The sequence below is a fragment of the Actinobacillus porcitonsillarum genome, assembly GCF_003101015.1.
In the GTDB taxonomy this organism is placed as follows: domain Bacteria; phylum Pseudomonadota; class Gammaproteobacteria; order Enterobacterales; family Pasteurellaceae; genus Haemophilus_A; species Haemophilus_A porcitonsillarum.
Genome location: NZ_CP029206.1, coordinates 317569 through 337306, shown reverse-complemented (window position 1 = coordinate 337306; position 19738 = coordinate 317569). Strand labels below are relative to the sequence as shown.

The 19738-nt window shown below is 40.6% G+C and carries 16 protein-coding genes and 1 pseudogene; 10 read left to right on the top strand and 7 right to left on the bottom strand.

The window, feature by feature from the left end; translation table 11 throughout:
* Positions 1 to 14: 14 nt before the first annotated feature.
* Both tig and lysM read right to left on the bottom strand, forming a co-directional pair.
* The gene (gene tig / locus DDU33_RS01715) at positions 15 to 1310 is read right to left on the bottom strand and encodes a trigger factor (protein WP_108922769.1); all 1296 of its coding nucleotides are present in this window, start codon (positions 1308 to 1310) and stop codon (positions 15 to 17) included.
* Positions 1311 to 1461: 151 nt separating this feature from the next.
* Positions 1462 to 1905 carry a peptidoglycan-binding protein LysM gene (gene lysM, locus DDU33_RS01710; RefSeq protein ID WP_005823455.1) on the bottom strand — a complete coding sequence of 148 codons (444 nt, stop codon included), beginning with the start codon at positions 1903 to 1905 and terminating at the stop codon, positions 1462 to 1464.
* 113 nt (positions 1906 to 2018) lie between these two features.
* Here lysM and DDU33_RS01705 point away from each other — a divergent pair, with 113 nt between their 5' ends.
* On the top strand, positions 2019 to 2471 hold the full coding sequence (locus DDU33_RS01705; RefSeq protein WP_108922767.1) for a DIP1984 family protein: 453 nt from the start codon (positions 2019 to 2021) through the stop codon (positions 2469 to 2471).
* A gap of 246 nt (positions 2472 to 2717) precedes the next feature.
* Entirely contained in the window at positions 2718 to 3140 is a 423-nt protein-coding gene (locus DDU33_RS01700) for a DNA polymerase III subunit chi (RefSeq protein WP_108922765.1), read from the top strand.
* Positions 3141 to 3198: 58 nt separating this feature from the next.
* Here DDU33_RS01700 and DDU33_RS01695 read toward each other — a convergent pair.
* Positions 3199 to 3749: pseudogene (locus DDU33_RS01695) on the bottom strand (NADPH-dependent FMN reductase).
* 275 nt (positions 3750 to 4024) lie between these two features.
* On the opposite strand from DDU33_RS01695, the gene DDU33_RS01690 reads away from it, so the two are divergent.
* Positions 4025 to 4900, top strand: coding sequence for an NAD(P)-dependent oxidoreductase (locus DDU33_RS01690; protein WP_108922761.1), 876 nt, complete (start codon positions 4025 to 4027; stop codon positions 4898 to 4900).
* Positions 4901 to 5002: 102 nt separating this feature from the next.
* Here DDU33_RS01690 and DDU33_RS10970 read toward each other — a convergent pair whose 3' ends face one another.
* The 4 genes from DDU33_RS10970 to DDU33_RS01670 all read right to left on the bottom strand — a co-directional run bounded on the left by DDU33_RS10970 (position 5003) and on the right by DDU33_RS01670 (position 12949).
* Complete coding sequence (locus DDU33_RS10970) at positions 5003 to 7660, bottom strand: autotransporter outer membrane beta-barrel domain-containing protein (protein WP_244175324.1); 2658 nt, start codon at positions 7658 to 7660, stop codon at positions 5003 to 5005.
* Between the two features lie 113 nt (positions 7661 to 7773).
* The gene (locus tag DDU33_RS10965) at positions 7774 to 10032 is read right to left on the bottom strand and encodes an autotransporter outer membrane beta-barrel domain-containing protein (protein ID WP_167390531.1); all 2259 of its coding nucleotides are present in this window, start codon (positions 10030 to 10032) and stop codon (positions 7774 to 7776) included.
* Between the two features lie 71 nt (positions 10033 to 10103).
* The gene (gene ilvC, locus DDU33_RS01675; RefSeq protein ID WP_005820405.1) at positions 10104 to 11585 is read right to left on the bottom strand and encodes a ketol-acid reductoisomerase; all 1482 of its coding nucleotides are present in this window, start codon (positions 11583 to 11585) and stop codon (positions 10104 to 10106) included.
* Between the two features lie 170 nt (positions 11586 to 11755).
* Positions 11756 to 12949 (bottom strand): ribosomal protein uL16 3-hydroxylase, encoded by a 1194-nt coding sequence (locus tag DDU33_RS01670; protein ID WP_108922759.1) that lies wholly within the window; start codon positions 12947 to 12949, stop codon positions 11756 to 11758.
* Between the two features lie 209 nt (positions 12950 to 13158).
* Between DDU33_RS01670 and glyQ the strand changes: the two genes are divergently transcribed.
* The 7 genes from glyQ to glyS all read left to right on the top strand — a co-directional run bounded on the left by glyQ (position 13159) and on the right by glyS (position 19733).
* On the top strand, positions 13159 to 14067 hold the full coding sequence (gene glyQ, locus DDU33_RS01660) for a glycine--tRNA ligase subunit alpha (protein WP_005820397.1): 909 nt from the start codon (positions 13159 to 13161) through the stop codon (positions 14065 to 14067).
* Between the two features lie 15 nt (positions 14068 to 14082).
* Entirely contained in the window at positions 14083 to 14700 is a 618-nt protein-coding gene (locus tag DDU33_RS01655) for a glutathione S-transferase family protein (RefSeq protein ID WP_005820395.1), read from the top strand.
* 30 nt (positions 14701 to 14730) lie between these two features.
* Entirely contained in the window at positions 14731 to 15378 is a 648-nt protein-coding gene (locus DDU33_RS01650; protein WP_005820393.1) for an FABP family protein, read from the top strand.
* Between the two features lie 23 nt (positions 15379 to 15401).
* The gene (locus DDU33_RS01645; protein ID WP_108922755.1) at positions 15402 to 16679 is read left to right on the top strand and encodes a histidine-type phosphatase; all 1278 of its coding nucleotides are present in this window, start codon (positions 15402 to 15404) and stop codon (positions 16677 to 16679) included.
* Between the two features lie 11 nt (positions 16680 to 16690).
* Positions 16691 to 16957, top strand: coding sequence for a hypothetical protein (locus DDU33_RS01640; RefSeq protein ID WP_039895947.1), 267 nt, complete (start codon positions 16691 to 16693; stop codon positions 16955 to 16957).
* A 185-nt stretch (positions 16958 to 17142) separates the two neighbouring features.
* Positions 17143 to 17619 (top strand): OsmC family protein, encoded by a 477-nt coding sequence (locus tag DDU33_RS01635; RefSeq protein ID WP_005820388.1) that lies wholly within the window; start codon positions 17143 to 17145, stop codon positions 17617 to 17619.
* Between the two features lie 44 nt (positions 17620 to 17663).
* The gene (gene glyS / locus DDU33_RS01630) at positions 17664 to 19733 is read left to right on the top strand and encodes a glycine--tRNA ligase subunit beta (RefSeq protein WP_108922753.1); all 2070 of its coding nucleotides are present in this window, start codon (positions 17664 to 17666) and stop codon (positions 19731 to 19733) included.
* Positions 19734 to 19738: the final 5 nt, after the last annotated feature.

Sequence of the window (19738 nt, the reverse complement as noted above, 5' to 3'; positions counted from 1 at the left end):
TAAACTTAAAGAGATTAAGCTTGTTGTGCCATTACTTCATCAAATGACATTGCTTTTTCAGTTACTTTCGCTTTTGCTAACACTGCATCTACCGCTTGTTCTTCTAATACCACGTTACGGATATTTTCAGTTAATTGACGGTTTTTCGCATAGTGAGCAACAACTTCCGCTGGTTGTTCGTAAGCTGATGCGATATCTGCGATCATCGCTTCAACACGTGCTTCATCTACTTTTAATTCGTTAGATGCGATCACGCTTGAAAGTAATAAACCTACTTGAACACGACGTTTTGCATCCGCTTCAAATAATTCAGCCGGTAATTGTGCTGCCATTTCAGGTTTACCACCGAAACGTTGAACCGCTTGATGACGTAATACATCAATTTCTTCCGCAACTGCTGCAGCCGGTACTTCGATTTCGTTGTTTGCTAATAAACCGTTGATTACTTGGTTTTTCACACGAGCAGTTAATGCATTTTTTAGCTCACGTTGCATGTTTTTCTTGATTTCTGCACGTAACTCTTCAACGGTTTTTGCAGAACCAAATTTTTTCACGAATTCTTCTGTTAATTCAGGAAGAACGGTGTTTTCTACTTTTTTCAAGGTAATTGCGAATTTCGCAGCTTTACCTTTTAAGTTTTCAGCGTGGTATTCTGCTGGGAAAGTTACGTTGATGTCGAATTGTTCGCCCGCTTTGTGACCTACGATACCTTCTTCAAAACCAGGGATCATACGACCTTGACCCATTGCTAATACGAAATCAGATGCTTTACCACCTTCGAACTCTTCGCCATCTACTGAACCTACGAAGTCGATTGTTACACGGTCATCTGCTTTTGCGGCTTCAGCCGTTTCTGCGAATGTCGCTTGTTGTTTGCGTAACACATCAACCATTTTGTCTAAATCAGCTTCTGTGATCTCAACAACCGGTTTTTCAACTTCGATGTTTTCTAAGCCTTTTAATTCAACTTCTGGGAACACTTCAAAAGTTGCTGTGAATGAGAAATCTTGACCAGGTTGGTAGTTGTTTGGTGTGAAAGTTGGACGACCTGCAAGGTTGATTTTTTCAGCGATAACCGCATCAAAGAATGCACGTTGCATTTCTTCAGATAATACATCTTGACGAGCCGCTAAACCAAAACGTTGCTCGATGATTGAGTGTGGCACTTTACCTTTACGGAAACCATCTACGCGAGCATTTTTTGCATAGCCTTTTAATTGTTCTTTGTAACCAGCTTCGATTTTATCTGCTGCTACGGTAATTGTTACACGGCGTTGTAAGCCTTCTAAAGTTTCAATAGAAATTGACATTCTTAAACCTCAATTTGAGTATATAAAAGATAGAGAAATAGACGAACATTGTAGCGATCTATCAGAGATCTGTCGAGAGGAAATCGCAAGGTTTGTGTGATAAAAAATGGAGAATAGTGAAATACTATTCTCCATTTTGATATTTTAAGGATTAAAGACCTTTTGGAATACGGATTTTTTGACCTGGGAAGATCTTATCCGCATCTTTAATAACTTCTTTGTTAGCTTCAACGATTGCTGTATATTTTGCACCGTTACCGTAAGCTTTTTCTGCGATTTTCCATAAGGTATCGCCTTTAGCAATGATGTAGAATTCATCATCACCGGCAATTTGTTCGCCATTTGCGATTTGGACATTATCAATATTAACGGTATCAATACCCGCTACGTTACCAGCCATTAATACTGCTTTTTCAATTGCCGCCGCTGTTGAAGCAACACCACTTAAACTTGCTACGCCGTTTTCAACGGTAACTTGTACATTTTCAACACCAGGATTATCTTGTGCAAGATGTTCTGTTACTGCACTTGATGCTTCCTCTTCTTTTGTAAATAACTTGCGACCGATATCTGCGGCGAAATCAAATAAACCCATTTTCATATCCTCATGTTTAGGTTAATTGGAAAGTAAATTTTAACATCATTTCATCGAAATGATGTAGCTCTTATGTTAGAGTATTGTAAATCAATTTAGTTCAGGGAGAAATGATGAAATTAGCAGAAGCCTTGATTGAACGCGCAGATTTACAACGCCGTTTAGAACAATTAAAGCAAAGATTACGCCAAAATGCTCAATATCAAGAAGGCGAGCAACCTACTGAAGATCCGAATAGCTTGCTTAATGAATATCATCAAATTACGCTGTTATTAGAGCAAATGGTGACTAAAATCAATATGGCAAACCATCGCATTTATTTAGAAAATGGCTTGTTGATGGTCTCTGCACTTGCACAACGAGACAGATTGAAAAATGAACATGCTATGTTAGTAGAATTAGCAAACGCCGCAACGCCAACCTTTGATCGTTATAGCCGTAGTGAAATCAAAATGTTATCTGCGATCGATGTTAAAGAGCTGCGTAAACGCATTGATCACATTGCAAAACAACATCGAGAACTTGATACACAAATCCAGCAAGCTAACTGGCTAAACGATCTTTAATTTAAAAGGGTAATTTTTACTTCAAGGCGAATACAAAACCTCGCTTAAGGTTATATAGCGTCGAAAATTGTACAGAAGCGAAGAGCAGCTTCATTGATATACTGTGTAGCTCCGTACAAGTTAAAGCGTAAAGTAACCGTGTAATTTGTACAACCCTGTATTGATTGAAGTAAAAATGGGTGGGATAGGGGGATTTTAAAACGTGGTAAAAAAAGATAAAAATCTGACCGCTTGAAGGAATATGATGTGAAACAAGTACAATTTTATGTTTTAACCCAAGATAACATTTATGAACACACTTGCGATTTAGCTGCAAAAGCATGGCGATTAGGAAAACGAGTACTTATTGCTTGTGAAACGGAACAGCAAGCGTTTGAAATTGACGAACGGCTTTGGGCGAGAGAACCGGATTCCTTTGTGCCACACAATTTGTCTGGTGAAGTAACACAATACGCTACGCCTATCGAGATTTCTTGGAAAGGAAAACGCAACGCACAGCGCAGAGATCTGCTGATTTCGCTGCAACAAGATATTCCAGAATATGTAGCGAGTTTTACGCAAGTGATTGAGTTTGTTCCGATTCATGAAGCGGACAAAACACAAGCGCGTGAACGTTATAAGCAATATCGCCAAATGGGGTGGCAGTTAAGTACAGAAACTTTAGCGTAAAAAAACAAGCGGTCGTAAATTTCTGATGATTTACGACCGCTTGTTTTATCGAAGAAAATTAAAATTTCTCAACAAATTTTGCGTAGCCTTGGATAAAGCTCTCTAACAGTTGAACAACAGGCTCAAGTACTACTTCGCCTTGTTCGTTAAACACGCCATTAAATACACCACCTACAGACGCATTTTGTGAATAAACAGGCATGTTGATAAAAGTACCTGATGCAATAGCGCGTAATTGATCTGCGACACGCACACCGCCAGCCATACCTGCCGCAACGGTTACGATACCAGCCGGTTTGCCAATCCATTTACTTTGACCCATTGGGCGAGAAACAACATCAATCGCATTTTTTAACATTGCTGAAATTGCCGCATTGTGTTCCGGGCTAACTAAAAGTACGCCATCCGCATTTGCCACAGCTTCACGAACACGAGTATATTCTGCCGGAGAATTTTCATCTAAATCACGGTCGTAAAGTGGTAAATCGCCAATTTCAACGATATTTAACTGAATGCTTGCCGGTGCAATTTTTGTAAGTGTTTAACAACAAGTCGGCTTGCTGATGTTTTGCTTGCGCTACCAATAAGTACGGCGATTTGTTTTGCCATAATCGGATTCCTCTTTAAATAAAATACGGGATAAAAAAGTTAAGTCATTTTAATAAAAAGTATAATGAGGATAAACCCTTCTTCAGTAAAAATACTCTTTACCCTCACTTAATAATTGTTTTTGACCAATCGCATTGATTTGCAACAAATTTGTACAAATTTTGAGATGACGATATCGATTATGTTATAGTGCTATCAGCAAATCCTCACGGTATAGCGATTTGCGAAAGCCCTTAATCAAGGAAATGCATAGTTCAATAATAAAGGAGAAAATTATGCAAAAATTTAATACAAATCAAGTTGGCTGGATTGGTTTAGGTCAAATGGGCGAGCCTATGGTTAAGCATTTATTAAATCAAGGCACTAAAGTAGGTGTTTATAACCGTAGCAAAGCAAAATGTGAAGCAGTTGTGGCATTAGGTGCAACGGCTTACGATTCCGTCTTAGAATTAGTGCAAGCAAATGAGATAATCTTTTTAATGATTGCAGACTATCAAGCGGTACAGCAGGTATTAGACGAAAAGGTTTTATCAGCATTAAAAGGGAAGCTCATTGTGAATATGAGCACGATCTCGCCTGTTCAAAACCAAGCAGTGGAAGCATTATTAGCACAATATGGTGCAGAATTTGTGGAGGCGCCGGTTTCTGGATCAAGCAAGGTTGCTGAAGCAGGTAAATTGTTAGTTTTAGCTGCAGGTAAAGAGGAAATTGTTGAGCAGCTTAAACCATTATTCTCAGCGTTTAGCACCACGACTTTTTATTACGGCGAAGTTGGAAAAGCAGGTGGAATGAAATTAATGATTAACTCATTATTAGGTATTTTCATTCAAGCCTATGGCGAAGCCCTTGTATTTGCAGATCAGTATGGTATCCCTAAAGAAAAAGTCATCGAGATGATCTCAGGTTCAGCAATGAACACAGCTATTTTCCAAGCGAAAGTACCAATGTATCTACAAGACGACTTTAGCCCAGCTTTTATGATGAAACATATGACGAAAGATTTTAATTTAGCTAAAGCAGAAATGTTAAAACAAGGTCGATCGTTCCCACTTATCGAACAAGCCGCAACTAGCTACAATCAGGCAAATGACGCTGGTTTAAGTGAAGTGGATATGGCTGCGATTTATCAATTTTTAGCACAGGTAAAATAAAGGTTTACCACTCTTACTTTGGCGAGATTTTTGTTTTAAGGCAAAAATATAAATATAGCGGTCAGATTTGCAAATTATTTCGCAATTCTGACCGCTTGATGATTACCAACTATAACGATAAACCGCTTGGACTTTATACGGCTGATCTAAGTATTTACCGTTGGTTACAGAGCCTTCTAAGCCTAATCTATGATTACTTACGGCAGCGTTAATACCGAAAGCTGTTTGGATACGCCCTTTGCTTTCAGCAACATCAAACAGATATTGGTTTACACGAACCTGATTGCTATTTGTTTGTGTAGTAATACCATTCACTTCAGCATAAGGTTGGAGTTTCCAGCTATCAAATTCAATGGTTTTTGCCACACGCACACCAGCACGGGCGGTTAAGGCAGATAAGCGTTCTTCATCGCTTTGGCTAGATAATCTTGTCCACGCTGCTTGAATTTGTGGTGTAACCGTCCAGCCTTGACCTAATTGATGAATACGTCCGATTTCAGTAGAAAGGGTATAGGCATTGTATTTGCGTTTGCCAGTGGCTGCTGACTCAGATTTTACATACTCATATTTTGCCACGTTATCCCAATAGAAACCGTTGTTGGCAAGGTAAGTGCCGTAAAGACCGAGTGATTGAGTTTTCACTTTACCTGAACCATATTCGCCATCAAAATCCACATCAGAACGCGCATTACCCACAAATCCACCTAAGCGGATATTATCAGTTAAAGCAGCATCTGCACCGAGTTGAACGCTGTGAACATCTTGCTCAAAGCCTGATGAGAACGAGTCACTTGCGGTACGGGTTGAAGCAAAATCGTTGCGTGAGTTCACATTACGCACCCACACATTGCCTTTTTCGCCGTTTTTCAACTCGCCTAAACGTTGATGTAAGCCTTCAAGGTTGCTTTCCACTAAGGCAAGTTGTGCTTGGCGGAGTGAAACAAGGGCATTGGATTTTTCACTGAGAGCTTTTTCAACCATTGGCGGAACAACAGATTCTGGCGTTATTGGTTTAGGTTGTTCCGTTGGTGTAACCGGTACAACAGGCAGTGTTGGCTTCACTTCCGTTGTTTGTTCCGAAGTTGGAGGTGTAGTCGGTTTTGTCTGCTCTTCTACTGGTGCGACTGGTTTTGGCTGCTCAACAGGTTTTTCTGGTTGAGTTGTTGTTTTTGATGATTCGCCAGCTTTATTAGAAAGCACCCAGTTATTCCCTTCTTGATTTAAACGATAACGGTACGCACCGGCATCGACATAATCTTTACCTAACAGGGCAAATTGAGCTGTGCCTGTTACGGTTTCGACAAGGGTTACTTTACCATTTGCTGCATTGGGTTCATTACCTGAATCATTAATGTTTAAACCAAATGAACCGCTATCAGAGCCAGTTACCACAATTTTGTCCGATTGTTGGTTAGCAAGATCGGTATTCAATGTAAAGTTTGCATTGCCGATGAGATCAGTAATTGCTAATGTTTTAAAAGCAGAGCTAGATGGCTCAAATGTAATGTTAGATTTAGATACAGCAAGAAGATCAACTTCGCTATCGTTGTTGATTGTCCACTGGCTGTTTTTCAGAGTCATTGACACATTATTTTTAAACCATTCTGGTGTTTGAATATCATCGGAATAGGTATTTGTTCTGACGGCACCGTAAAGGTTACTATTTTCAGCATTTAATGTTGTGCTATGTGTCATAAACTGATCCACATCAGGGTTTTCATCTGTATCTGGATTAACTGAAAGTAATGCATTTCGCCCAGTAAATGTGCTGTTTGTAATGTTAATAACATTATGATTGCCTGTTATAAAACGATCTTGTCCTGTATAACCAAAAGCATCGGCGGTAATTGCATATTGTGCTTCAATTTGACTATCATTTACTTCAGCTTTACCGCTATATAAGTTGATGCCTGAAGTTAAACTATCGTTAGTTAAGGAAATTGAGCTATTATTTACTTGAACGTAAGAGTTTGGGTATCCTATACCAATACCTGATTGGCTATAATTACTGCCAGAGATACGAACATTATTAATAATTGCTTGTGCACCACTATTAATTTCAACGCCCCAAGCTTCAGCACTATTGAGTGTAATGATGTGATCTTTTGCAGTTAATTTTGCTTCGTTATCTATATCAATACCTGTTGCTTCGGGCGCATTAACAATAATATCAGCAGAAGTAGTTACGTTCGCATGTTTACCGGTGGCATGAATAGCATTTGAAAAATAACTATCTCCTAAATTATATTTTTCTTCAAAGTTTGGCTCTAAAGTAAATTTTACCCCTTTTTCTATGACGGCATTCACATTAGCAAGATTCAAAATATCTCCATTTCCTGATAATTCTGATAATGTTGCTGTTGTGCCGGTTGGAATAGTAATGTATGCGTTATTTAGAGTATCTTCCCTTTTGTTCGTGATAGGATTAAATTCTGCATAATTTGAAACAGAAATTAAATGGGTAGAAGAACTAGGAGTAGTAGTGGACTCTGTTGCCGCTGTATTTTGATAGTGCTGTGGAACAACCTTAACTTTTAAGTTATCTTCATAGACACCTAATGGGGCTTCTGTATTACTATTTAAAATCCAATATCTTTCAGTTCTACGTTCATTTGTAGATAGGTTTGTATATCCCTTATAGAACAACCCATAATTACACTGTGTTTGAACATTACAAGTATGATTAATGTCTGCTGCATAAGCATTTGAAAAAGCAAACATTAAACTTGCTGTAATTGCACTAAGTTGAAATTTTTTCATATCAATAATATCCTTAATAAAAAATACGGCATTATGTAGTAATTGAATAAATATTTAATTTCTTAGTATAAAGGGGCAAATTAGCAAAGTATCTTGCCCCTTTATCGTTTGATCTACCAACTATAACGATAAACCGCTTGGACTTTATACGGCTGATCTAAGTATTTACCGTTGGTTACAGAGCCTTCTAAGGCTAATCTATGATTGCCTACGGCAGCGTTAATACCTAAAGCCGTTTGAATACGTCCTTTGCTTTCAGAGACATCAAACAGATATTGGTTTACACGCACCGTACTTTGGTTGGTTTGCGTAGTAATACCATTCACTTCCGCATAAGGTTGAAGTTTCCAGCCATCAAACTCAATGGCTTTTGCCACACGCACACCGGCACGGGCAGTTAGAGCGGATAAGCGTTCTTCATCGCTTTGGCTGGATAATCTTGTCCACGCTGCTTGAATTTGTGGGGTAACCGTCCAGCCTTGACCTAGCTGATGAATACGTCCGACTTCAGTAGAAAGGGTATAAGCATTGTATTTGCGTTTGCCAGTGCTTGCCGACTCTGATTTCACGTATTCATATTTTGCCACGTTATCCCAATAGAAACCGTTGCTGGCAAGGTAAGTGCCGTAAAGACCGAGTGATTGAGTTTTCACTTTGCCTGAACCATATTCGCCATCAAAATCCACATCAGAGCGAGCATTACCCACAAAGCCACCTAAGCGGATATTATCAGTTAAAGCAGCATCTGCGCCTAATTGAACGCTGTGAACATCTTGCTCAAAGCCTGATGAGTGCGAATCGCTAGCAGTACGGGTTGAAGCGAAATCGTTGCGAGAGTTCACATTACGCACCCACACATTGCCTTTTTCGCCGTTTTTCAATTCGCCTAAACGTTGATGTAAGCCTTCAAGGTTGCTTTCCACTAAGGCAAGTTGTGCTTGGCGGAGTGAAACAAGGGCATTGGATTTTTCACTGAGAGCTTTTTCAACCATTGGCGGAACAACAGATTCTGGCGTTGTTGGTTCAGGTTGTTCCGTTGGGATAACCGGCACAACAGGTGGTGTTGGGCTGACTTCTGTTGTTTGTTCCGAAGTTGGAGGTGTAGTCGGTTCTGGCTGCTCTTCTACTGGTGCGACTGGTTTTGGTTGTTCAACAGGTTTTTCTGGTTGGCTCACTTTATGAGATAGAACCCAATCATTTCCATCTTTACCTAAATAGTAGCGGTAAGCTCCAGCATTAATGTAGTCGCCATTTAATAAACCAAAGGTTGCATCTCCTTTTCCAGATATTTTTACTAAGATAACTTTTCCATCTGACGTATTAGGTTCCTTATAGGTATCTTTAACACGAAGAGAATGGCTGCCTTCTGCCGAACCAGTAATCACAATTTTATCTGAATTTTGCTCTGCAATATCGGTATTAACAATAAAAGTACCACTTCCCGTTAAGTTACCGATGGTTAGAGTTTGAAATGGTGTCTCTTTTTGTATATTCACAGTACCGTTATTAAGAGCTAAGTTTGTGATGGCATTCTCGTATTTTATGTTTTCTTCTGTGTCTGTGAATGTAGAAACAGTCCATTCAGAATTATTGAGAGTAAGATTTATCGTTGGGTCTTTACTCATACTATCAGGAATAATGGATATTGTGCCTGATAGTCTAGAATAATTTGTAGCAGTAAGATCGTATTCCTCATTTAATGGATTGGTAAGACCCGCATCATCATTACTGCCTGCTAGAATTAAGAATTTACTTTGAATCTTAGTATTGTCTAGGTTTATCTTAGCCTTAATAGCAGTATCATTACTTTTGATTATTTGTCCAAAAACCGTGGTAGAACGAGGAATACTGACATTATTAAAATTAACGGTATTTCCTGTTTTTGATAATTCAACGATAACGCCATCATCAGAACCCCAAATCCAACCATCATTTATCGTAATAGTGCTATTCTCAAGGGAAATATTATTGGCGCCATTTTTTGCTCCTAGACTACTGTTTTTAAGCGTACTACTTGAATTAGTAAGCTGGATTATATCGCCTAATTTAGCATTAAGATGAGCATCGCTATTTTGGATATTGAGTGTTGAGTTATTGGCACGAAAAATATCGTGTGGAAATGATTCATCCGTAGATGTAAAACCTACATTACTTGCACTAACATTTAATGTGCTATCCATTAAATCAACTAGATAGGTTTCTTCCTTCCCATTATAGCTAAAAGAAGTGGTACAGCTGTCCAATATTGCATTAGTCTGGTTAATAACATTAGTGTCTAGATCACAATTTCTTGCAAAACTTTCCGCAGAACTGACCGCTAACCCACTCGCAATTAAAGCAGTATAAACCGCAGATAATTTTAATTTTCTCATATCAATAATATCCTTAATAAAAAACACAAAAAGCCCACTATTTCCATAGCAGGCTTTTCTATCACTAAAAATTAGTCGCCAACAGCGATGCGTTTCATATCAGTCATATAACCACGCAATTCTTGACCGATTAACTCAACTGGGTGGTTGCGGATTGCATCGTTAATATCACGTAAGTACACATTGTCGATTTCAACGGTTGGTGTTGGTTCGCCTAAATCGCCTTTTTGTAACATCGGGATTAATTTCTCAGCTAAGATTGGCGTTGCAACGTGTGAGAATAAGTAGTTACCGTATTCCGCTGTATCTGAAATTACTACGTTCATTTCGTATAAACGTTTACGAGCGATAGTGTTTGCAATTAACGGAAGCTCGTGTAATGACTCATAGTATGCAGACTCTTCGTAGATACCGCTTGCAACCATTGCATCAAATGCCATTTCAACACCTGCTTTTACCATTGCAACCATTACTACGCCGTTATCAAAGTATTCTTGTTCAGAAATTTTGATACCGTCTGCTTTTGGTGAGTTTTCAAAGGCTGTTTTGCCTGTTTCTTCACGCCATTTTAATAAGTTTGCATCGCCGTTTGCCCAGTCTGCCATCATTGTTGATGAGAACTCACCGCTGATGATGTCGTCCATATGTTTTAAATATAAGAAGTTTAACTGTGCTTTGATTTCTTCCGCTAATTCAAAGGCACGGATTTTCGCTGAGTTAGAAAGACGATCCATCATTAATGTGATACCGCCTTGTTTTAATGCTTCGGTAATGGTTTCCCAGCCGTATTGAATTAATTTGCTTGCATATGCCGGATCTTTACCGTCTGCCACTAATTTGTCGTAGCACACGATAGAACCTGCTTGTAACATACCGCAAAGGATGGTTTGCTCACCCATTAAGTCAGATTTTACTTCTGCTACGAATGAAGACTCTAACACGCCTGCACGGTCGCCACCTGTTGCACTTGCCCACGCTTTTGCAATCGCCATACCTTCGCCTTTCGGGTCGTTTTCAGGGTGAACTGCGATTAATGTCGGCACACCGAAACCACGTTTATATTCTTCACGCACTTCTGTACCTGGGCATTTTGGTGCCGTCATCACAACGGTGATGTCTTTACGAATTTGCTCACCTTCTTCAACGATGTTGAAACCGTGTGAATAACCGAATGCTGCGCCTTGTTTCATTAACGGCATCACATCTGCTACCACTTTAGAGTGTTGTTTATCTGGGGTTAAGTTAATCACTAAATCTGCGGTTGGGATTAACTCTTGGTATGTGCCAACTTTAAAACCATTTTCAGATGCACGAGTAAATGATGCACGTTTTTCTGCAATCGCTTCTGCACGTAATGCGTAAGCAATATCTAAACCAGAATCACGCATATTTAAACCTTGGTTTAAACCTTGCGCACCACAACCTACGATCACGATTTTTTTGCCTTTTAAAAAGTTGCAACCGTCCGCGAACTCGCTACGATCCATAAAACGACAACGACCTAATTGGTCAAGTTTTTCACGTAAGTTTAATGTGTTGAAATAGTTAGCCATTTTTTATTCCTTATGATTAAAAATAGGGTTTGATTAAATTAGGCGCAGTATAACGCAAACGGTTGGTTGCGTAAATTGATAATATTGAGAGTTTGTGTTGCAATTTATGCAATGTGTATTAGATATAAAAAATGCAAGCGGTAGAAAAAATCTTACCGCTTGCAAATTGCTTATTCTGCTTCTTCTAGAATAACCCAACCGGAATCGAGCCAATCGCAAAGTGTATCAAGCAATAATTCTAGCTCTTCTTGATCTTTGGCTTTTGAAGCCAGTTTATTCCAAGAAATCGAGTCGCCGTTTGCAATTCGAATCAGCAAATTGGCTTCAGCTTCATTTAACTCATCAATCCATTCGCCATTAACGTAAATGCGCTGTGGATTTTCGGTATAGAGAATTTTTACGTTTGCATCTTGTTGAATCCAGCCGCCTTCTTCCAAAATTTCTTGGATTTCATCAGGATAATTTTCGCCTTCGGTTTGCAACAATTCATAACGGCGAGAACTTACCGCAGAAGCAACTGCGTGGGTAAAAATCGCATCAAATTGCTCGGAATCTTGCAACAAGTTAATCAATTGGCGTTTGAATGTTGCGACCATTTTCGGATCGAGCAACGCATTCGGTTGTTCATTTGGCGATAGACGGAACGGAATATTAAATTCTGATGTCGCCATCGCTTCATTATGTTGATCGAGCGCCTGCGTGAATTTACACAATAAGTCCGCCGCATTTGGGTAACGTAAGCCGAAAGAGAAGGTTAAGCTATCACTTTCAGACACACCATAATGCGCCATACGTGAAGGTACGTAAAGAACATCGCCTGGGTTCATCACTTCATCAATTACTAATTCGCCCATATCGTCAAAAATACGGATCGGCTGATTAGGTTTAAATTCTGTGGAAGGATCACACCACTTGCCCACTTGCCAACGGCGTTGTCCGTAGCCTTGAACAAGGAATACATCATATTCATCATAATGTTTACCGACAGTACCGCCTTTTGGTGAGCAAGAAACCATAATGTCATCTCGTTGCCATTGTGGAATATAGCTAAAGGCTTGCCATAATGCCCCGAGTTCCGGTGACCATTGCTCTAAGTTTTGCACCATAATAGAGTATTGTTCAGCAAGATTTTCTAAATCACTTGGCTCAAACGGGCTGTTTTTGACAGACCATTGCTCATCGTGGCATTGAATAAGGCGAGCAGTAACCTCTTCTTCTAAAGCCAAATCAAAAATATCGCTCGGCTCAAAGAGATCGACAATTTGTGGTAACCCATTACGGATTAGAAGCGGTCGTTTTTGCCAATAATTTTGCAAAAAATCTTGAACAGAAATGTTTTCGGGCAAACAGAATGGAATGTTCATAAGGCGTTCCTTCTTAGAGTGATGAATACCTTTATTCTAGCGAGGTTTTACAAAGAATTCACGGAAAGATTACAAAAAATGAGGGGTAGATCGCAAATTTTTGTGGATAAAAGCATAACCAAAATGAAAATTTGCAAAAAAATCACAAAAACCGACCGCTTACAGGCTATAATAGCGGTATTTTTTAGAATGATTTTAGGAAAAAGACAATGACATCGAAATTTAACGTTAAAACTTTCCAAGGTATGATTTTAGCTCTGCAAGATTACTGGGCAAACCAAGGTTGCACCGTAGTTCAGCCATTCGATATGGAAGTCGGCGCGGGGACATCTCACCCGATGACTTGTTTGCGTGCTTTAGGTCCTGAGCCGATGGCGTTTGCTTACGTTCAGCCTTCACGCCGTCCGACTGATGGTCGCTATGGCGAAAACCCGAACCGTTTACAACACTATTATCAATTCCAAGTGGTAATCAAACCATCACCGGATAACATTCAAGAACTCTATTTAGACAGCCTGAAAATGTTAGGTTTCGACCCAACGCAAAACGACATTCGCTTTGTGGAAGACAACTGGGAAAACCCAACGCTAGGCGCGTGGGGCTTAGGTTGGGAAGTGTGGCTAAACGGTATGGAAGTCACTCAATTTACCTACTTCCAACAAGTGGGCGGTTTAGAGTGTAAACCGGTAACGGGCGAAATTACTTACGGCTTAGAACGTTTAGCAATGTACATTCAAGGCGTGGATAGCGTGTACGATCTTGTTTGGTCGGACGGTCCGCTTGGCAAAACCACTTACGGCGATGTGTTCCACCAAAACGAAGTGGAGCAATCGACTTACAACTTTGAATATGCGAATACCGATTTCTTATTCTACTGCTTCGATCAATACGAAAAAGAAGCTCAAGAGTTATTAGCATTAGAAAAACCGTTACCATTGCCAGCTTACGAGCGTATCTTAAAAGCGGCACACAGTTTCAACTTGCTTGATGCACGCAAAGCGATCTCTGTCACCGAACGCCAACGCTACATTTTACGTATTCGCACCTTAACCAAAGGCGTGGCGGAAGCGTACTATGCAAGCCGTGAAGCGTTAGGGTTCCCAGGTTGTAAAAAATAAGGAAAGGGGGAGAAAATGAAACTTTGGTACTCAACAACGAGCTCGTTCGCACGCAAAGCGGTGGCGACATTGAAATATCATCAACTGGAAAATCAAGTGGAGATGTTGCGTATTACTAATTCATTTGACCCCGACTCGCCACATAACAAGGATAATCCGTTAGGGCGTATTCCTGCGTTACAAATGGAAAACGGCGAATGGCTGTTTGGCAGTTTTCTGATCAGCCAGTATTTAGATGAAATGGGATCGCAACCCACATTATTTCCAAAAGATGAAAAACGTTGGCGTGTATTAAGTTTGCACGCATTGGTTGAAGGTATCTTGGAAAATACCACCCCAACCATTGTTACCGAACGCCGTTTTCGCCCTGAAAATGAGTGGTGGAAAGCTCGCCATCAACAGTTGATGGATCGCAATATTCGTAGCTTTAAACAGCTTGAAGAAAAGCTGGCAGAATTTGGCGATGAGTTAAATATCGGCACATTAACCGCCGTTTGCTTAATTGATTGGTGGCAGTTCCGCCCTGATAATACAGGTTATGATTTAGCAAAAGATTTCCCAAATCTGACCGCTTGGGCGGCAATGATGAATGAGAAATATCCTGCATTGCAAGCAACTAAACCGACTTTATAAGCACAGATAAAAGAACCAAAAGAGGAAGAAATGGCAGACTATCAATACCCAAAAGATATTTACACAGAAGCGGAACCGGATGTAAACACCTTAGCCAATTTAGGTCCTTTAACGGCAATGGCTGGCGTGTGGGAAGGTAAGCGTGGGCTAGATGTTAATCCAAAAGCCGAGGGACCAGAAAAAGATCCTTATATTGAGCATGTTGAATTACAGCCTATTGATGCTCAAACAAACGGCCCTCAACTGTTTTATGGCTTACGCTATCATACTCGTATTGTGCAGCCAAATGAGGTGGAAACATTCCACGATCAAGTTGGTTATTGGTTATGGGAGCCTGCAACAGGCAATATTCTTTTCACGCTCAGTATTCCTCGTGGACAAACGCTCATGGCAACAGGTAATGCGCCAGCGGATGCGAAAGAATTTACCGTGAAAGCCGTACGCGGCTCGCTGACAAATGGCATTATTTCAAACCCATTTATTGAACAGAACTTTACGACTGAAAGCTATACCATTAAGGTAAAAATCAATGATGATGGTACTTGGTCTTATGAACAAGATACGGTAATGATTATCCCGAATTATCCTGAACCGTTCCATCATACAGATCGTAACCGTTTGACTAAAATTGCAGAACCTACGCCAAACCCAACAGCATTGGCGGCGAAATCTGAATAGTATATAAAGAGGCTAGTCTAGTGATGAAGCGTTATCTTACAAAAGTATTTCCATATTTGACCGCTATTTTCTGCACATCTGTGTTGGCAAATAGTGTCGTAGCCGAACAGCTAAATGATTTATCATTAGATGAATATGAGCTGGATAAAGTGTTGATCTTTAGCCGACACGGATTGCGTTCCCCAGTAGAAAAAGATCCTAAAGAAATGGAGAAGTATTCTCCTTATTCCTGGGCTAAATGGGATGTACCTTCGGGCTATTTAACGGCTAAAGGAACCATTTTAGAAACTTACTTTGGGCAATATATTGGACAATGGCTAGCTCAACAAGCATTACTGACAACAGAACGCTGTGCAACGGGTAAAGGAATTTGGGCTTATGCTAATAGCGTGCAACGTACTGTTGCAACTGGACAAGCTATTGTTGCTGGAGCATTTTCAGGTTGTTCTGTTAATTTACAACATCAAGGCGAAGTGGGGACAGAAAAAGATCCCATTTTTGATGCTGTGGCTCATCAACCAGATGAAATGCTTATTGAACAAGCTAAGCGTAATATTGATTTAACTGCATTACAACAGCAACTGAAACCACATTATGCCTTATTAAGTGAACTGATTGATTACCGCCATTCAACGAATTGTCTCCAAAAAAATCAGTGTGATTTAGGCGAAAAATCTGGTGAATATAGTATCCAAGATAATAAATCGGTAAAAATTACAGGGTCAATTAGTACCGCAAAGAAAATTGTGGGTGCATTACTTCTTGCTCATTATGTTGGTAAACCTAGTGCTGATATTGCCCATGGGAATATCGATACTCAAGAGAAATGGCAAGCGATTAACGAAATCAAAAATGCTTATTATCGAACCTTATTTAAAGGAAATCAGGCTCTAGCACAAAATGTTTCTCAGCCACTTTTACAACTTATTCAGCAACAATTAAACAGCGAAAATAAAATTATTTTACTGGTGGGACATGACTCTAATATAGTGGCTTTACTTGCAGCATTAAATGTAAAGCCTTATGAATTGGAAAATTCATTGGAAAATATTCCAATCGGTGGAAAATTATTCTTTGAAGTTTGGAAACATAAGAATAGCGGACAGAGAAAATTTCGCTTAGAGTACGTTTATCAAACAACAGAACAACTAATAAACCTTACTCCGTTAAATTTATCTACACCTCCTTATCGAGCAAGATTAGAATTAACGGATTGTTCATTGGATAGCAAAGGATTATGTGAATATGACCGCTTCCAACAAATTTTGCAGAACAGTTTAAAGGCTAAAGTGGAAAAATAATGGAGTTCAAGATGACCAAACCCGTTTTATATTTCGCCCATTGGTGCCCAGACACCGCCCCGTTTGTCGCTGAATTACAACGTTTAGGCGTGGACTACGAAGCGGTGGATATTACCCAAAGCGGTGCAAATTTTAAACCCTTTCTCAGATTGCGTGATCGCCACCCTGCTTTTGATGATGCCAAAGCAAATGGCTATATCGGTATTCCAGCGTTAGTGTTGGAAGATGAGAGAGTGGTGTTGGATTTAGCTGAGTTAGCCCTAGCACTGACGTACTAGGTTAAGCATAGTGTTGTCGCTCTGCGACAAGCTAATAGGTTGCGGAGCAACCGCACTATGCATAACCCCATACGTCAGTATGGGGGAAGTAACAAGCGGTCAGATTTTGTCTGAAATTTGTAAAAATTCAAAATGATAATGTCCTACTCTGCTGAGTATTATCGGGGTTTTAAAGGAAAGAAATAATGAAACAACATCTCTATCAAGTTATTGTGAAATGGGTTGGAAATTTAGGCTCGGGTACCTCATCTTATACTACCTATGGGAGAGATTTTATTGTTTCGGCACCTCATAAACCCAATATTTTAGGTTCCTCTGATCCTGCTTTTCGTGGCGACAAAACTCGTTGGAATCCCGAAGATATGTTATTGGCATCCATTTCCGCCTGTCATAAATTATGGTATTTACATTTTTGTGCGGTCAATAACATAGTTGTGTTGGAATATTGTGATGAGGCAATCGCAGTGATGGATGAAGGCAGTTCCGAACAAGCAGGGCGTTTCCTTTCAGCGACATTAAAACCTCGTGTGCGAATTTCGAAAGAGTCGGATGTAGATAAAGCATTAGCATTACACAAAAATGCACATCAGGCATGCTTTATTGCAAACTCACTCAATTTCCCTGTGAAATGTGAAGCTACTATTGAAAAAGATTCAATTTAAAATCAAACGGTGCGTTAAAACGCACCCTACAATGAGATAGAAAAATGACAACACAAAACTTCCTCGCCGAGATCGGCACAGAAGAGTTGCCACCGAAGGCACTCAAAAAATTAGCGACCGCATTTGCGGAGAATGTTGAAGCGGAATTAAACCAAGCGGGTTTGAGCTTTGACAAAGTGGAATGGTTTGCAGCACCACGCCGTTTAGCGGTGAAAGTATTGGGGCTTGCGACAGCACAGCCAAGCAAAGAAGTGGAAAAACGTGGTCCGGCGGTGTCGGCGGCGTTTGATGCGGAAGGTAAGCCGACCAAAGCGGCGGAAGGCTGGGCGAAAGGCTGTGGCATTACCGTTGAGCAGGCGGAGCGTATTGCCACCGATAAAGGTGAATGGCTGGTTCACCGTGCGGTGATCGAAGGTCAGCCGACCAAAAACTTGTTGGTGGGCATTATCAGCCAAGCGTTGGCAAAATTGCCTATTCCAAAAACAATGCGTTGGGGCGATAAAACCGAACAGTTCGTGCGTCCTGTCCACACTGTAACCTTATTGTTAGGCGATGAGCTAATCGAAGGCGAAATTTTAGGCGTAGCCAGCGGTACAACCGTTCGTGGTCACCGTTTCTTAGGCGAGCGTGAGTTCCAAATCAGCCACGCGGATCAATACCCTGCGTTGTTAAAAGAAAAAGGCTCAGTTGTTGCGGATTTCAACGAGCGTAAAGCATTAATTCTTGCAAAAGCTCAAGAAAAAGCGACCGCTTTAGGTGGCGTGGCGGATATTGAAGAAGACTTGTTAGACGAAGTGACGTCTTTAGTGGAATATCCGAACGTGTTAGCGGCGAAGTTTGAAGAGCGTTTCCTTGCCGTGCCTGCGGAAGCCTTGGTTTACACAATGAAAGGCGACCAAAAATACTTCCCGATTTATGATAAAGACGGAAAACTTTTACCGCACTTTATCTTTGTGTCGAACATCAACCCTGAAGATCCAAGCAAAATCATTGAAGGGAATGAAAAAGTGGTGCGTCCACGTTTGACCGATGCGGAATTCTTCTTCAAAACCGACTTAAAACAACGTTTGGAAGATCAGTTACCACGTTTAGAAACCGTGTTGTTCCAACAACAGCTTGGCACGTTGCGTGACAAAACCGCTCGCATTGAACAACTTGCAGGCGAAATTGCAAAACAAATCGGTGCTGATGAAGCCAAAGCGAAACGTGCCGGCTTGTTGTCGAAATGTGATTTAATGACCAATATGGTGTTTGAATTTACCGATACGCAAGGCGTAATGGGTATGCACTATGCTCGTCACGATGGCGAAGATGAAGAAGTGGCGGTGGCGTTAAACGAGCAATATATGCCACGCTTTGCAGGCGATGAATTGCCGAAATCGCTGGTGGCAAGTTCTGTTGCATTGGCGGATAAATTTGATACGCTCACAGGGATTTTCGGTATCGGTCAGCAACCGAAAGGCAGTGCTGACCCATTCGCTTTACGCCGTGCGGCACTCGGTGCGTTACGCATTATTGTAGAGAAAAACTTACCGCTTGATCTGAGCGATTTAGTGGCGACTTCTGCAAAATTGTTTGGCGACAAACTCACCAACAGCAACGTTGTGGAAGAAGTGGTGGACTTTATGCTCGGTCGTTTCCGTGCGTGGTATCAAGATGAAGGCATTGCGGTGGATGTTATCCAAGCGGTTCTCGCTCGCCGTCCAACTCGCCCAGCAGACTTTGACGCTCGTGTGCGTGCGGTATCGCATTTCCGCACTTTAGACAGTGCAGAAGCGTTGGCGGCAGCGAATAAACGTGTGAGCAACATTTTAGCGAAAGTAGAAGGCGAAATCTCATCAGAAATCGACCGCACTTTATTAGTGGAAGCGGAAGAAAAAGCCCTTGCAGAACAAGTAATTGCATTACAAGCAGAGCTTGCACCACTATTTGAAAAAGGCGAATATCAAACCGCACTTGACCGCTTAGCCGGTTTACGTGAAGTGGTGGATAACTTCTTCGATAAAGTGATGGTTAATGCCGAAGATCCAAAACTTCGCCAAAACCGTCAAGCAATTCTGAACAACTTACGTAACTTGTTCTTACAGGTTGCGGATATTTCGTTACTGCAATAATGACA